Origin of the sequence: Microcystis sp. LEGE 00066, assembly GCF_015207925.1 — a bacterium.
Classification (GTDB): domain Bacteria; phylum Cyanobacteriota; class Cyanobacteriia; order Cyanobacteriales; family Microcystaceae; genus Microcystis; species Microcystis ichthyoblabe_A.
In genome coordinates this window covers 1-15,254 of sequence record NZ_JADEVX010000108.1, presented here as the reverse complement: position 1 = coordinate 15,254, position 15,254 = coordinate 1, and the positions used below count along the sequence as shown (strand labels likewise).

Annotated in this window: 12 protein-coding genes; 6 read left to right on the top strand and 6 right to left on the bottom strand. The window is 45.0% G+C overall.

Features of this window, described 5'->3' with window-relative positions; genetic code table 11:
• Positions 1-137 precede the first annotated feature (137 nt).
• A complete protein-coding gene (gyrB, locus tag IQ224_RS15085; RefSeq protein WP_036400481.1) occupies positions 138-2,060 on the top strand; it encodes a DNA topoisomerase (ATP-hydrolyzing) subunit B in 1,923 nt (640 codons plus the stop codon).
• Between the two features lie 196 nt (positions 2,061-2,256).
• Here the strand turns inward: gyrB and IQ224_RS15075 are convergent, their stop codons facing one another.
• The gene (locus IQ224_RS15075; RefSeq protein WP_002743085.1) at positions 2,257-2,586 is read right to left on the bottom strand and encodes a BrnT family toxin; all 330 of its coding nucleotides are present in this window, start codon (positions 2,584-2,586) and stop codon (positions 2,257-2,259) included.
• A gap of 21 nt (positions 2,587-2,607) precedes the next feature.
• Positions 2,608-3,144, bottom strand: a complete 537-nt coding sequence (locus tag IQ224_RS15070) for a dCMP deaminase family protein (protein ID WP_002743086.1) — start codon at positions 3,142-3,144, stop codon at positions 2,608-2,610.
• Positions 3,145-3,573: 429 nt separating this feature from the next.
• Here IQ224_RS15070 and IQ224_RS15065 point away from each other — a divergent pair, with 429 nt between their 5' ends.
• The 5 genes from IQ224_RS15065 (at position 3,574) to IQ224_RS15045 (ending at position 7,632) form a co-directional block, all read left to right on the top strand.
• A complete protein-coding gene (locus IQ224_RS15065) occupies positions 3,574-4,302 on the top strand; it encodes an energy-coupling factor ABC transporter permease (protein ID WP_002743088.1) in 729 nt (242 codons plus the stop codon).
• 28 nt (positions 4,303-4,330) lie between these two features.
• Positions 4,331-4,654 carry a PDGLE domain-containing protein gene (locus IQ224_RS15060; protein WP_194033152.1) on the top strand — a complete coding sequence of 108 codons (324 nt, stop codon included), beginning with the start codon at positions 4,331-4,333 and terminating at the stop codon, positions 4,652-4,654.
• 111 nt (positions 4,655-4,765) lie between these two features.
• Positions 4,766-5,539 carry a cobalt ECF transporter T component CbiQ gene (gene cbiQ / locus IQ224_RS15055; protein ID WP_194033151.1) on the top strand — a complete coding sequence of 258 codons (774 nt, stop codon included), beginning with the start codon at positions 4,766-4,768 and terminating at the stop codon, positions 5,537-5,539.
• Between the two features lie 14 nt (positions 5,540-5,553).
• Complete coding sequence (locus IQ224_RS15050) at positions 5,554-6,330, top strand: energy-coupling factor ABC transporter ATP-binding protein (protein WP_194033150.1); 777 nt, start codon at positions 5,554-5,556, stop codon at positions 6,328-6,330.
• A gap of 111 nt (positions 6,331-6,441) precedes the next feature.
• Positions 6,442-7,632 (top strand): HEAT repeat domain-containing protein, encoded by a 1,191-nt coding sequence (locus IQ224_RS15045; protein WP_002743096.1) that lies wholly within the window; start codon positions 6,442-6,444, stop codon positions 7,630-7,632.
• Here IQ224_RS15045 and IQ224_RS15040 read toward each other — a convergent pair whose 3' ends face one another.
• From IQ224_RS15040 to IQ224_RS24225, 4 genes are all read right to left on the bottom strand, one after another.
• A complete protein-coding gene (locus IQ224_RS15040; protein WP_002743097.1) occupies positions 7,633-7,809 on the bottom strand; it encodes a hypothetical protein in 177 nt (58 codons plus the stop codon).
• Between the two features lie 308 nt (positions 7,810-8,117).
• Positions 8,118-8,561 carry a retroviral-like aspartic protease family protein gene (locus IQ224_RS15035; protein ID WP_036400486.1) on the bottom strand — a complete coding sequence of 148 codons (444 nt, stop codon included), beginning with the start codon at positions 8,559-8,561 and terminating at the stop codon, positions 8,118-8,120.
• 413 nt (positions 8,562-8,974) lie between these two features.
• Positions 8,975-9,490, bottom strand: a complete 516-nt coding sequence (locus tag IQ224_RS15030; protein ID WP_036400488.1) for a PEP-CTERM sorting domain-containing protein — start codon at positions 9,488-9,490, stop codon at positions 8,975-8,977.
• A gap of 96 nt (positions 9,491-9,586) precedes the next feature.
• Positions 9,587-14,473 carry a 5'-nucleotidase C-terminal domain-containing protein gene (locus IQ224_RS24225; protein ID WP_228036251.1) on the bottom strand — a complete coding sequence of 1,629 codons (4,887 nt, stop codon included), beginning with the start codon at positions 14,471-14,473 and terminating at the stop codon, positions 9,587-9,589.
• Positions 14,474-15,254 lie beyond the last annotated feature (781 nt).

Here is a 15,254-nt window from a genome sequence, read left to right as displayed (position 1 = left end):
CCCCACACCCCAACCCTAATAAAAAATTCTCTCTAAAGGCATTTAAGCAGTCTTTAACCCTTATGTGCTACAATTTTTGAAGATTTTGCTATTCATTTAGGTTCAATCAGGGATCACAGCCTTTTCAGGGAAATTTTATGACAAGTAACTACGGCGCGGAACAGATACAAGTTCTCGAAGGGTTAGAACCAGTCAGGAAGCGGCCGGGGATGTATATCGGTACGACCGGGCCGCGGGGACTACATCATTTAGTCTATGAAGTGGTGGACAACTCGATCGATGAGGCCTTAGCGGGTTACTGTACTCATATCGAAGTGGATATCAAGGCCGATGGTTCCGTCAGCGTCACCGACGATGGCCGGGGTATTCCCACCGATGTCCACCCCACCACGGGTAAATCTGCCCTCGAAACCGTTCTCACTATACTTCATGCCGGTGGTAAATTTGGCAGTGGTGGTTATAAAGTGTCGGGAGGGTTACACGGGGTCGGGATTTCCGTCGTTAATGCTCTTTCTGCATGGGTCGATGTCACCGTCTGGCGCGATCATAAAGTACATACCCAACGCTACGAAAGAGGTATCCCCGTCACAGAATTGGTCAGCAGTCCCAGTCAAGAGGAAAAAACGGGAACTAGGGTTAATTTCCTGCCGGACACCGAAATTTTTAGCCAAGGTATCGAATTTGATTACAGTACCCTCTCCGGACGTTTACGAGAACTAGCCTACTTAAATGCGGGTGTTAAAATCACCTTTAGCGATTACCGTGCCGAAGAACCCCACATCGAAACCTATTGTTATGAGGGGGGTATTAAAGAATACGTCGCCTATATGTGTCGGGAAAAAGAAACCCTGCACAAAGATATTATCTATGTATCGGGGGAAAAGAACGGAATTAATATCGAAGTGGCGTTTCAGTGGTGTATAGATGCCTATAGCGACAATATTCTCGGTTTTGCTAATAACATCCGCACCATTGACGGGGGAACTCATCTAGAAGGATTAAAGGCAGTTCTGACTCGTACTTTAAATAATGTCGCTCGTAAACGCAATAAAATTAAAGAAAACGAGCCTAATCTAGCGGGGGAAAACGTCCGCGAGGGTTTAACCGCCGTTATTTCCGTAAAAGTCCCCGAACCGGAATTTGAGGGACAAACCAAGACCAAATTGGGTAACACCGAAGTCCGGGGTATCGTTGATTCGCTGGTGGGGGAAACTCTCAACGAATACCTAGAACAAAATCCCCAAGTGGCCGACACGATTATCGAAAAAGCAGTACAAGCGTACAAAGCGGCGGAAGCAGCCCGTCGGGCCCGGGACTTAGTACGACGGAAATCGGTTCTGGAATCCTCACCTTTACCAGGTAAATTGGCTGATTGTAGCGAAAGAGACCCAGAAAAGTCAGAAATTTACATCGTCGAAGGGGACAGCGCCGGTGGAAGTGCCAAACAGGGGCGCGATCGTCGTTTTCAAGCGATTCTACCTCTGCGGGGAAAAATCCTCAATATCGAAAAAACCGATGATGCTAAAATCTACAAAAATACGGAAATTCAATCCTTAATTACCGCCCTCGGTTTAGGAATTAAAGGAGAAGATTTCGACCCCTCACAATTGCGCTATCATCGCATTGTTTTAATGACTGACGCTGATGTGGATGGCGCACACATCCGAACTTTGTTGTTAACTTTCTTCTATCGTTATCAGAAGAATTTAATTGATCAAGGTTATGTATATATCGCCTGTCCTCCTCTCTATAAATTGGAACGCGGTAAAAATCATTCCTACTGCTATAGCGATCGAGAATTACAGCAAAAGATAGCGGAATTTCCCTCCAATGCTAACTACACAATCCAACGTTTTAAAGGGTTAGGAGAAATGATGCCCCAACAACTTTGGGATACTACCATGAATCCCGAAACTCGCACTTTAAAACGGGTGGAAATCGAAGACGCAGCCAAAGCAGAGGAATTATTTACGATTCTTATGGGCGATCGAGTTGCCCCCCGGCGAGAATTTATCGAAACCCACGGACCGCGTTTAAATCTTACGGATTTGGACATTTAAACGGTAACTTTGGGCTGTGTTAGTCTAGGCTAATACAGCCCCCGATAAAATCCCTAAATCCAGTTACTAATCGGAGGGTTAGGGATTCAAGGAACCCGGGGCGCATTCCAGAACTTCATCGAAAAAATCAGCTGGCAGCGGGGGATTATCGGGGTCTTCTAGGGCGTTTTTGGCAATTTCCGCCTCACTCATCCCTTTAACTTTCTCCCAGTTCGTTTTGCCTTTCAACTTCGCCCACTGTTCGCGGGTGACTCTGGTAATATGTTCTTCGTTCACGGTTGTTGGCCCTCCTAGCACTAATTATTCGACGAACCGAGCCACGCCATGTATAAACCACCACCAAAACGATATTATCGATTGTACCCACTAGAATCACTCGAATTTCGCCGTAATTCTGACGGGTATCCACGCGCTCAATTATTGGACCCCTAAAAATCGCTTCCAGGTCGGCGAAATCTATGCCGTGTTTTTCTATATTAGCCTGACGCTTATTTTCATCCCACTCGAAAAGTTGCGGGGTCGTCATTGATGTCGCCGTTGAGGATAACTACCTGGGATCGATCGAAATGGGATTTAATAAAAATAAGGCCGCATGACTAGCCATTTCTTCTGATAAATAAATCTTTTTATACTTAATAATCCCCGTTTCTAGAAAAGAATCCCTTAAAATGGCTTTTGTCCCACTATTAAAGTCAGCTTCGTAAAAAACTTCCTTAATTCCCGAAGAAATAATTAGTTTCAAGCAGGAAATACAGGGTTCTAAAGTAACGTAGATACTAGCACCTTGGGTAGAAATACCGTGTTTAGCCGCTTGAGCGATCGCATTAGCTTCGGCATGAATTGCCCGAGAGGGAATTTCTCCGGATTCTCGACAGGTTCCCAAACCGGGATAACAAAAACCTTGGGCAGTACAATGAACCGTTCCCGATGGAGAACCATTGTAACCCGTGGCTAAAACCTGCCGATCTTTGACAATTACCGCGCCGACGGGAAAGGCTAAACAGGTGGATCTGGTGGCGGCTAATTTAGCGATCATCAAAAAATATTCGTCCCAAGTCGGTCTTTTTTCTTCAGAGTTGATCACGGTTTCATACCAAGCTAGAAAAAGCGAAAAAGAGGGGGTTATCTCTGATAGCTTATCATTAGATGACCTCTAAACCAATTAAAGCACTACCCTGACTACCGATCGCGTAGTCAATGTAGTCACCAGCCTCTTCTAACTGATAACTGCTCACTGATTAAGGACTAGCATAAAAACTGAAAAAACCTCGAAAAATTAATAATAATTTAAATAATTTGACTGCTTGAGAATAATTGAGATTTTGGCTAATAGCTAAACCCTGATGATCGGAAAAATAACAGAAATTCTTAAGAAGCCAAAGGGGTTAAATCCCCAGAGAGGGCATTGTAGAATGAAGCGGTTAGTTATCTACTAGAAGAGAGGACTTTTCCGTCCTAGCGACGCAATTCTATGGAAATCTTTAACCCAAATTGCCAAGGAGACTGAGTTTTAATGTCTATTAATTTTCTAGGGGTTGGTTTGTTTCACCCTCTCCTGACCCCTTATCTCGCCCTCCATATACCCGACGGCTTTTTGAGTCCATCGGTGAGTCTATTTACTTGGATAATTGCCGTCGTCCTGATTGGCTTTTCTCTTAAAAAAGTGCGCGGTCACTACGCTGAACGGGCTGTACCTTTGATGGGAGTTTGTGCCGCCTTTATTTTTGCCGCCCAGATGATTAATTTTCCCATTCCAGGGGGAACCTCCGGACATTTGTTAGGGGGGACTCTCGCGGGGGTTTTACTCGGTCCCTGGGCGGGTTCTCTGGTGATGGCGGTGGTTTTTATCGTGCAAGCTTTATTTTTTCAAGATGGTGGTTTAACGGTTTTAGGGGCTAATATCGTCAATATGGGTCTGATCGGGACGTTTGGCGGTTATTATCTCTATCTGGGGATTAGAAAAGCCTTCGGTTTTCATCGTTGGCGCAGTATGGCGATCGCTGTTGCCGTGGCTGCTTGGACAAGTGTGGTGGTGGCGGCGTTAGCTTGCGCCCTGCAATTGGCTTTATCGGGGACTGTACCGCCTTTAGTCGCCCTTGTGGCCATGTTATCTTGGCATATCCTTATCGGTATCGGGGAAGCGGTGATTACCGTTTTCGCTGTCGGTTATATCTGGCGAACCCGTCCCGATCTTCTCTACGATCCGCCCCATTCCGTTAATACTTTTGTTTCTCCTTCCTAAGCTTCTCGTCAATAAACCAATTAAGTCGATGAATATTCGCAGAAATAGCCAATTTTTTCTGATTGGCTTGGTATTATCCCTAATTATCGCCGTTTTTCTTTCTCCCTTTGCCAGTCCCGATCCCGACGGACTCGATCGAGTGGCGGAAGACTTGCAATTTAGCAAGAAAGAAGACCCTAACGCCCTCGGTAATCAATTACCCTCCGCCCGAATTTTTGATGGTTATGCCCTCAAAGGTGTTCCCGAAGGTGTGGCCACTCCCCTCGCCGGTTTTCTGGGAACTCTTGCCACTTTCGGCATCGCTTGGGGTATCGGTAAATTAATCATTCCAAAATCCCAAAATCAGGAATAAGTAGATAGGAGTCGAGAAGTGGGGTAGTGGGGTAGTGCGGCATTTGGCTGAAATTTCCCTAAATCCCTAAATACCTAAATAACTGATAACTGATAACTGATAACTGAATAAATGCTACACATTGCCACTTTTTCTCGCGAAAATGAGTGCCAAAATTGCGGTTTTTGGCAGAAACTTGCGCCTCATACCCGGGTTTTAGTCAGTCTTTTGTTAGTTTTTGCCACAGCCTTAACTCCGAATGGTAGCTGGGAAACTTGGGGGATTTACGGATTAGGATTAATTATTTTAATTCTGATCAGTCGGGTGACTATTCTTGTACTTTTACGAAGAGTAGCGATCGAATTTGTCTTTATCGGTGTGGTTTTATTGGGAACTCTTTTTCGTGATGGCGGCGAAATTCTTTGGTCTTGGGGATTTTTGCGGATAACTAGCGAGGGATTGCTGGTTTTAAGCAGTGTGGCCTTTAAAGCTTTTCTCTGTCTTTGTACGGTCAATATTCTGGTTTTAACCACAGCAATTCCCGACCTGTTGCAAGCATTAGTTACCCTGAAAACTCCCCCTTTATTGGTGGCAATTTTGGCTTCTATGTACCGTTATCTAGCTGTTTTGATCGCTGAATTTAATTCCATGCGAAGGGCAGCAATTGCGCGCAATTTAATGAGTAGTCCCCGATGGCAACGGCTGCTAGTGGGACACATGATCGGCGCTTTATTTGTCCGTACCTACGAACGTGGTGATCGCATTTATCAAGCCATGTTATCGAGGGGTTACACCGGTTCCTTGCCCTCTGTACAGGTTCCCCAAAGTAAGCTGAAAGATTATCTCGCTATAATTGCCATAGTAATTCTGATCCTCTGGGGTCAAATGGTACATCTACTCAGGTAAAAGTCTCGTTTTTCATGCACCATAACCCGATTTTTATTGAAAACCTAGTTTATACCTATCCTGACGGCACAGAAGCGTTAAAAGGTATTAATTTAGCCATTGAAGCTACGGAAAAGGTGGCTTTGGTCGGGGCCAATGGATCGGGAAAATCCACCTTATTACTGCATTTTAACGGTATTCTCCCGCCGCAAACCGGTAGAATCACCGTCGGTCCCTACGAAGTTAAACCGGAGAATTTAGAAAATATCCGCAATTTTGTCGGTTTAGTCTTCCAAAACCCCGACGATCAGCTATTTATGCCCACTGTCTGGGAAGATGTGACTTTTGGCCCGATGAATCAGGGAATTCGGGGAGAGGATTTAAACCATCGCTGTCATCATGCTTTACACGCGGTGGGATTGGATTCCCAGCATTACGGTAAGAGAAACAGTCAGAATCTATCGGGGGGTGAAAAAAAACGGGTGGCCATTGCGGGGGTTTTAGCCATGTTACCGCAGGTCTTAGTTTTTGATGAACCTAGCGCCCAACTGGACCCCCGGTCCCGTCGGCAATTAATACAACTGTTGGCCACTTTACCCCAAACCCAAGTGATCGCCACCCACGATCTCGATCTGGCTTTAGAACTATGCGATCGCACGGTGGTGTTAAGTCGTGGTCAGGTGGTGGGAGAGGGAGAAACCGCTAGGATTTTAAGTAATCGGGAATTTTTGGAACAACACGACTTGGAAACACCCCTTTGTTATAGTCGTCCCTACTGTGCGATCGCTGATGCCCCCTCTACTGATGTCTGATGCACAATTTGGAGATTTATTATTGGTTTCTTGCATTATGAGAGAGGACAAAAGCGAGAAAGTCTGACATTCTTGAGATAGGTAGCACGAAAATCGAGGCCATTTCTCACGATGCAAGCTCTGCTAGAAAAAGCTCAGATAGCGTTAAATAAAAAGGACTGGGAGACAGTAAACGCCAGCATACAGCGACTTTTAAACCAAAAAGATGCGATTGAACCGATTATTAACGATGAAATCCTCGATTTAGCCCTAGAAGCTTTACAAAAATGCGATTTTCAACAGCGATGGGAGACAGCGAAACTATTTCCTCAAATCGGTCAATCGGCGATCGCTCCTCTAATTGCCCTGTTAGAATCCGAGGAACAAGATGGGGAAATGCGCTGGTTTCTGGCGAGAATTCTCAGTCAATTTGACGATCGAGCCTGTATTCTCGCTCTCAGTCAATTATTGCAAAGATCGGAGGAGGAGGAACTCAGCCAAATGGCTGCGGCTGCTTTAGCTAATATCGGCAGTTCTGCCATCTCTAGTTTAGGACAATTACTGTCCGACTCTAATACCCGTTTTTTAGCCGTACAAGCTTTATCACAAATTCGCCGGCCGGAAATTATCGAACCGCTTTTAACTGTAGTTAAGGATCAATCTAGCACCATTCGGTCCATGGCGATCGAAGCTTTAAGCAGTTTTCACCATCCCCAGATTACTGCGATTATCCTCGATGCTTTACAGGATCCGGCCATCGAGGTGCGACGGGAAGCAATTAAAGCTAGTAGTTACCTAGGGACGAATTATCCCCAAGCAGATTTAGTTAACCATCTGCAACCGCTGTTATTCGATATCCACCTCGAGATCTGTCAAGAAACTGCGATCGCTCTCGGTCGTATCGGCACAGCAACCTCAGCTAAAGCTTTAAATCCACTGATGCAATCTTCCTTAACTCCCGATAGTTTAAAATTAACTGTAGTGCGAGCATTGGGCTGGATCGAGGATGGAGAAGCTTTAAATTACCTAGAAAAGGCTTTATATAGCGAAAATGTCTTGATTTGTCGTGAAATTATCGCTATTCTCGGCCGGCAAACCCCCCAGAAATTACGCCGACAAGCAGGGGAAATTCTCAGTAATTTTTATCACTCCCGTCCGGCGATCCTCGCTGATACGGGAGTTAAACAGTCTCTAGCGATCGCTTTAGGAGAATTAGAGCGGGATAATAAAAGTATTTTGCTGACTTTAGCAGCCGATGGGGAAGCAATCGTCCGTCTCCATGCTCTCAGCGTCCTAAAAAAGCTAGATCATGGGACTATATAGCTAATTTCCCGCTGCACAGATGTGGTGAATTTGCCAGTAATCCGCATCCATTTCCCCAAGGATAGCGTTTAATTTCTCCTGCGCTTCTTGAGCAAATTGGGCATTAATGGAAAAATTGACAGAAAGCACTATTTCGTAGATTTTATCAGGGTTAAAGGGCTTAATTTCCTGTTTCATCGCCGTGATTCCTTCAGAACTTATTCTCTATTTTCTTCTCTCCTTCTCAAGAATTCCGCTTACGCTACTGCTAACCCATCCTACAAATAATTGTGTCTTCCTACTTATCAGTTATCAGTTATCAGTTATCAGTTATCAGTTATCAGGTGTGAGTTATCAGTTAACAGTTATCAGAACGTAGTTGGGTTGAAGCATGAAACCCAACGCCCGCTCATGTTACGCTACTGCTAACCCATCCTACCAATAATTGTGCCTCCCTACTTAAATTGAAAAAATAAGGGTGATCGATCCATGAAGGTTATCAATTTTTAGAGAATTGTTAGATAAGTATCTAGAGATTCGGAGGGTAGAACTTTCAAAGTTTGGTTTTGTAGGTCTAATTCTAAACCCAGTGCTTCTAGGGGAATTACTCCAATTAAAGGATCGCGACCACCGGGTAATTCTAAACATTCAAAAGTTCCCTCGCGACCACAAAGCAATATTTTAGCATCCTGAAAGACTCTCGCTTTGCTCAATCCAGTCGCGGTACTAACATCGACTTCTTTAAGTAAATCTAGCCCCAGTCTGTCAATAATATTAGCAGGTAAACAGAGGGTTGTTGCTCCCGTATCAACTAAAACTTTTGGTAAAGTAACAGATCGAATTTCTGAAGTAGAGATAAAACCTCTAGCAGCTGCTGATTCATCGGCACGATTAATTATTGTTAAAGGTGTGAAAACTTTGCCCATCGGATTTGTCTGTTTCTTTTCCATATTATTATTTAGTAATCCCTATAATTAGAGAAGATATTTTGAGACTAACTAGAGATTAGAGCGGTTACTGATAACTGATACTAAATCTGGTTATTAAAGACTGATTATCTATTGCTCCTCTTGCCTCTTGCTTCTTGCCTATCCTGATATGTAGCCTATACTCAACGGATTTAGTATTATAGCAGTTTTCATCAGAATGAGGTATGGGCAAAGGGCTTAAGCCCTTTGTTGGCAAAACTTGTCGATACCTCAGTAACGTGAAAAGTGCTATATTTTGATTTTTCACCCTACTTGATAGGCGACAAGTACCAATACTTATCGCCTAAGTGGGATGCTCCCACATAACTCAATTCAAAACCCCTAGCAAATCCTTGGAGGTGGCTTAAATTAGTAAAACACGAGTTTTAATGATATTATCGTTTTCTACCCACCAAAAAACCGCCGATACCTAAAGCAATAATTCCTAGAACAGTTGAAGGTTCAGGAATCAGGACATATTGAACGGGGCCTGAACCGCTATCATTAGTTCCAATATAGGAAAAAGTAGCCTCAGTACTACCAAAAGCGGGAATTAGAGAAAATTCTGGAGTAAAACTAGACGTTGAAAAATTCAACCCTAGAAGGATACCATCTAAAAATTCCACCTTAGGACTATCAGGAAAAGAATCATCATCAACAGCAGTAAAAGTTGAGCCAAAAAAGTTCAAGTTGACTTGAGATACATCTAAAAATTCAAAGCCTAAACCCGTTAACAGGGAATTATCATAGCTAAAAGTACCCGAAAAAGTTTGCCCTGTCAATAAACCATTTTGGATAGTTCCAGCTAGATTGTAACTTACGATAGCTGCTTGAGCAGGATTGACTTGCTGAACTGCAAGACTTAGAACTACCCCAGAAGTAATCACTGCGTTGCGTTGCCAGGAATTCATCATTTTGTCCTCATCCAATAAGATGTGCTGAAAATATTAGGGTTGAAAGGTGCGCGTTTGATGAGTCTCGCCCCTCAATTTAGTTAGTTAGAGAGCCTAATTAAAGATGAAATTAGCTTGAGTCAAGGTAGAAGCATTAATTCCATTGAGAATAGCCATATCTTGTCCAAAAGCTTCAATAATGGTATTTGCACCCGCTTGACGATAATCCCAATCCGTACCGAGAGAATCCCAACTTAAGCTAGTAGAGAAGAAACCAATCAGATCCCCTTGATTTGCTCTGTAATCAGCGATAATGTTGGTATTTGCCGGTAAGAGCGCATCATTTTCTGTAATCCAGAATAGATCCTGGCCGCTACCCCCAGTGACGATATTATTACCACTAGCAGAACCCAAGAAGAGGATGTCATCTCCTGCCCCCGTATCGATACGGTTATTGGTTCCTGCGTAAACGATGTCATTGCCCGAAGCGGTACGGATGTTATTACCACCGACAGCAAAGCCAACGTTTACAGTGTCATTACCGCTTCCCGTATTGAGAATTTGATTATTGCCGATAAATTGTCTGCCATCGCGCAAAGCGGCATCAAAGGTATCATCGCCAAGTGTTCCGTTGACGGTTGTCGGTAAAGGTGCGACACCGTCGAGAACCGTATCTTGACGGAAACCGAGGCTTTGAATCCGTTGATCTTCTGATTGGGGAGTGTCGGCTTGGTTAAAGGGCTGTTGTCGGTTGTCATTGTTGTAAAAAGCCGAAAGATACTCGGCAAAGGCATCCTGTATCCGTCCGGGTCGGAGATTGGCGTTCCCCAGAGAATCGGGTTCGTCAAAATCGGTTAAGCGTTGGATATTCTGGATCACCGTGGGATAACTATCACCGCCATTTGCCAGGAAACCTTGGGTAACGACACTAAAAATGGTGTTAGAAGCAACCACTAATTCCCCATTTTTCACAATGGTTTGGACACTATTGCCCGTTGCATCTGCTAAGGCAAGACTGCGAATCCGTTGACTGGTTGGAGCGTTGGGGTCATAACTAAAGTTAAAGCCACCAATTTGACCAAAACGACCGTTCCCCGTTTCCACTGAAGAAATCATGTGTTCGGCCAGTTGCAGGAATCCGGTGGCGTTCACTGTACCGACAACGATATCGCCGTCAAAGCGTAGGGAATTGGAAATATCGAGTTGTGAGATATCCCCTTCCTCTTTGCCCACATCGGGATTCGCTTGCGGGGGCAGGGGAATGATTCCCGAGTCTCCGATCGCGAACCGTCCGATCTGATCGCGGATCGAGCCGCCATTGGTGAAGGAAATATCGATCCGGTTAAAGCCAGGAAGTAGGTTATGCTCATTCAAATAGGCTTCGGCGTAGAAGTCTTGAGCGTCTGCGGTCAAGTTACCCAAGTTGGTTTCTTGGGTACGCACATCGCCCCGAACCCCGTTGAGAAAAACATCGGTTTGACCGAAGATCGTACCGTCTAGGATGTCAACGAAGCCTCGCACCCCATCGACAATTTCGACTATATCTTGATCTGCTTTGGCTCTTACTTGGTCAAAAGTAGTAATCGATTCATCGTAGAGGCGATCGACTCCCGCAATATCAGTGGCATAAGGACCGCTATCATCTCCAATCGTGGTAATTACACCTCGATCATTAAAAGTGACGACCAATTGATTCAAGTAGCGATAATTTGCGGCTGAATTGACGTAAATAACCCGATTATCTCCACCCCCGTACACTTGGGGAAAGGGTTGCAATAACTGTCCGTTATTTTGTTGGGTTTCATCTTCCCGTAGGGGGGGAACTCCGGTACTGGAAGACATCTGTTGGTGAGAACCACCCCCAAAAAGCAGATCAACTCCTAACCCGAGGGCTGCCATTTCCTCGGCCAAAGCGATTTCGATGCGGGATTCTTGCAGGTGAGTCATCAAAATAATCTTATTGATACCCGTATTGCTTAAAGCTTGGACTTCGGGGGTGATGTTGCGGATGATGGAGTCCACTTGCACATCCACGGAAGTCGTTCCGGTAATCACGTTGCCGTTGATATCTCGGGTCGTTACCTCGATCGCTCCCGTATCGGCGATCGATTTGAGATAGGGGGTAACAATGCCGATAATTCCCACTTTTTCGCCGTTAAAGTCCTTAACCACGCTTCCGGTTAGGGTATTGGGTAAAGGCGCTCCCCCGTTAGCGACCACGGCTAAACCGTTGGGAAGGGTAGCCCGACTGTAATCGAGGTTATTGGCTAAATAGGGGAATGCCGCTCCAGGATAGCCTCCAGGTCCGATACCGACACCGCCATTCTGTCCGTTAACCCAATTAGGATTCGGGGCAACTAGGTTGAGGAAAGAACCAGCACCACCGCTAAATTCATGGTTGCCCACCGAGGCCACATCCCAGCCTAATTCATTGTTAATCAGGATGTCGGCGATGCCCCCTTGATCGGCCTGTGGATTACCCGTTGTGGCGTTATCATAAATATCGCGGCTGGCATTAAAGAAGGGACTGGAAATGTAAACATCTCCCGTAGTTAATTTCAGCGTATTGGTGTACTTGTTATCCAAGGCATTCATTACCGCCGAGAAGCCCAGAATATCTTGAAAAGCCGGAATACCCGCTTCTTGATCGGAGGCTTGTAGAATTTGTAGGGTAAAACTCTGGGATTGTTGCGGCAAGTTGAGAGTTGCAAGGATGGGTTCATGATCAGCGGGCTGATCGAGAAAATCAACGTTGACACGAACGATATCGTACTCGGCCTTACTGGCGAGATTATTGGTTATCAAAATATGGTCTAAGGCTTGGGAGTTACCTTGGAAGTTGAAGGTGGCACGATCTCTGACATCCAGGGTTTGAGAAAGATTGGTTAGCACCCCACCACTGAGAATTTGCTGGAACTCTTCAAAATCAAAGCCGTTAAGATCCCCTAAAACCACCACGTTAGCATTGGGATCGTCCGCCAAAATTGCGTTGACTTCGCTATTGATAACCGTAGCTTGATTGGCTCGTACATCCGCACCGCCAATATTGGGGGGTTGAACATTGCCAAATAAACCATTGCCACCGCGTCTGGAGGTCAAGTGATTGTTAATTACCGTCACTTCCTGTCCGTTAAACGTAAAGGTGGCGACTAGAGGCTTGCGACTGTTGGTAAAAGCACCATCATTATCGGGCGTGGCGATGGGGTCGGTGATCCGTCGGAGGGAACCTTCTACAAAGCTAACACGATCAGGGTTATAGAGATAGCCAACTCGAATATTAGTACCTGGCGCACCCCCATCTCGACCATCGACGGGATCGATATTCAGGAACTGGTAGGTAGGACCGCCTGCGGCCGTGATCGCGTCGATTAAAGCTTGATAGGTTAAATCCGCCGCTACCGTACCGTCGTTGATCGGGCCGTTGTTGTCTTGAATTTCCTGAAGTCCGATAATATCGGGAGCTCTCAGGTTATTGACGATTTGATTGGCGAGTACGCCGAATCTCTCGAGGCCACCTGGATTCGATTCAGTGGGATTGAGATTTTCCACGTTATAACTGGCGATCGTTAGCTTATCTGCCGTGCCTATTAGATTCGTCACTTCCCGCTGCAATCCGCCAGGAGTAGCTTGAACCGGTTCGGTTACTAAGACCCGGTAGTCACCGAACGCATAATCAACTACCCCCGTCAGATTCCCTAAGAGATCGCCTACATCAACTTGTGGCAGGTCTATGGCGCTGATTTGAATCCGTTCGGGGTTGAAATCATCTGAAGCGATGCCAATACCACCGCGACTGTTGATGCCGGTAGCGTCGGCCCCTCGATTCGCCACCGTCCATATTGAATCCGAGCTAGTACTTCGGATAATCGTTGGACTGACTGCCATGGTATCCTGTACCGTTACCAGCATTCCTTCCAAGCTTTCATAGAAGCCGATCCCAGTGTTTAAATCTAAGGGAATGTCGAAGGTGTCAGGGGAAAAGTTCGCTCCCGCGATGATTTGGTTGGGGGGTACGCGACCTCCCGATCCGATGAGAATGGGGGCGGGTAAGGGATTGCCCGAACTTAACACGTCGATTGTGTTCGTGTCTCTATTGGCAGCAATTTGTGTGGTACTGAGAACAGTCAAGTCGGGTACTCTTTCGCCGTTTATAGTAACATTCGGTCGATTTTCCTGCACCTGTCCACTGACTCGAACCGAGTCGCCGACCGTGAGATTAAGTTCTTTGAATCTTTCCGATCCCGTAAAGACGAAGATACCTTCCGAGGTTCGCGGATCGTTGTCTGGATCGGGGTCTTGTAGGTAAAAACCATTAGCATTAGTAGCGAACCCCGTGACGATTCCGACTACAAATCCACCATCGCGCAACACCCGCCCTTCTAGGGGCGATTGTAATCCAGTTCCTTGAATGTCGCGGATGCGAATTTCCGAAAAGGTTGTCTCGGCTGTGTCCTGATCGTAAAAGGTTGTCTCGGCTATGTTCTGGTCGTTGTAAATATCGTAAGGATCATCGTATGTGTCTTGGTCGTCAAAGGTTATGTTCTGGTCGTTGTAAGTATCGTAAGTATCATCTTGTCCCAGAAGAAGTAACTCTAGTGCGGGTTCGCTAACGCCTTCTTCGCTGATAACATCCAGTTGTCTTTCCTGCACCAGTCCACTGACTTGAACCGACGCTCCAATGTTGATATTCAGTCCGTTTATATCATCAATGAAGTCCTGCCGGTTCCTAAAGACGAAGATGCCTTCCGAGGTTCGCGGATCGTCGTCTGGATTGGGATCTTGTAGGTGAAAGCCATTACTGGTGATCGCCGTAAAGATTCCAGCTACATCGCTCACCAGCGTCCCTGTCATGTCCGATACTAATCCAGTTACCTGAATGTCGCGGATGCGGAGAGTTTCCGAAAAGGTTGTCTCGGTCTCGCCTATGTTCAGGTCGTTGTAAATATCATCTTGTCCCAGAAGAGGTAACTCTAGTGCGGTTGGATCGTCAAAAGTAATCATCGCTTTCTTGTCCTTTGTATCTGGATAAATTACACTCGCTCCGTTTATTTCGTCTATCTGTGACGATGGGGAGTATCGATCAAAAGTCCCGTGTGTAAAAAAATACAGGTAGAAACAGACGAATAATTTCTGATTCCATCGAATATAGAGTGGTATTCATCGAATACCGACTTTTTTTCTACAACCTGCGGTGATAGGGTCTGAAAAATTTCTAATGGGAAAAGCACTTAAAATAATAGACCCAAAAACAACGCTATAGGACTTTCTTTAACATCTAGATAAGACAAGATTAAAAAATCATCTTTTGCTTGATTAATTTTGTACTGTATCGTTTCTCACAAATGTGCATTGCCTATAGATTCTTGCCACAAAAGGGGTTTATCAGCAAATATACCCTAAGTGCCGAGAAACCCCATGACTTGTACTATTCTCTGTTACTCCCAGTTTTTTTATTAATAAAAGATTCTCAAAACATTTAATATCAATAGATTGAGTTGTTTGTTGTTAATTTTTTGATTTTGATTACTTGGTCAAATTTTTATCAAAAAACAAGGTGCCATTGCTAGGGCATTTATGCAGCAAGATCACCTCCTAGATAAGAGCTACAAAATTTATAAATTGTCAGGGTTTTCGGAGAGTACCAGAAGATGGGTAATACCATTTTTCAAAAAGTATGTCATACTTGGTAAAGGTATAGTTTGTGTGGTAAAAAGGCAATGAGTGGAGTCCCTAATATTAATGTTGCTGAGTCAGTAGAAGACTTAAAATCCTTGTTGAAGCA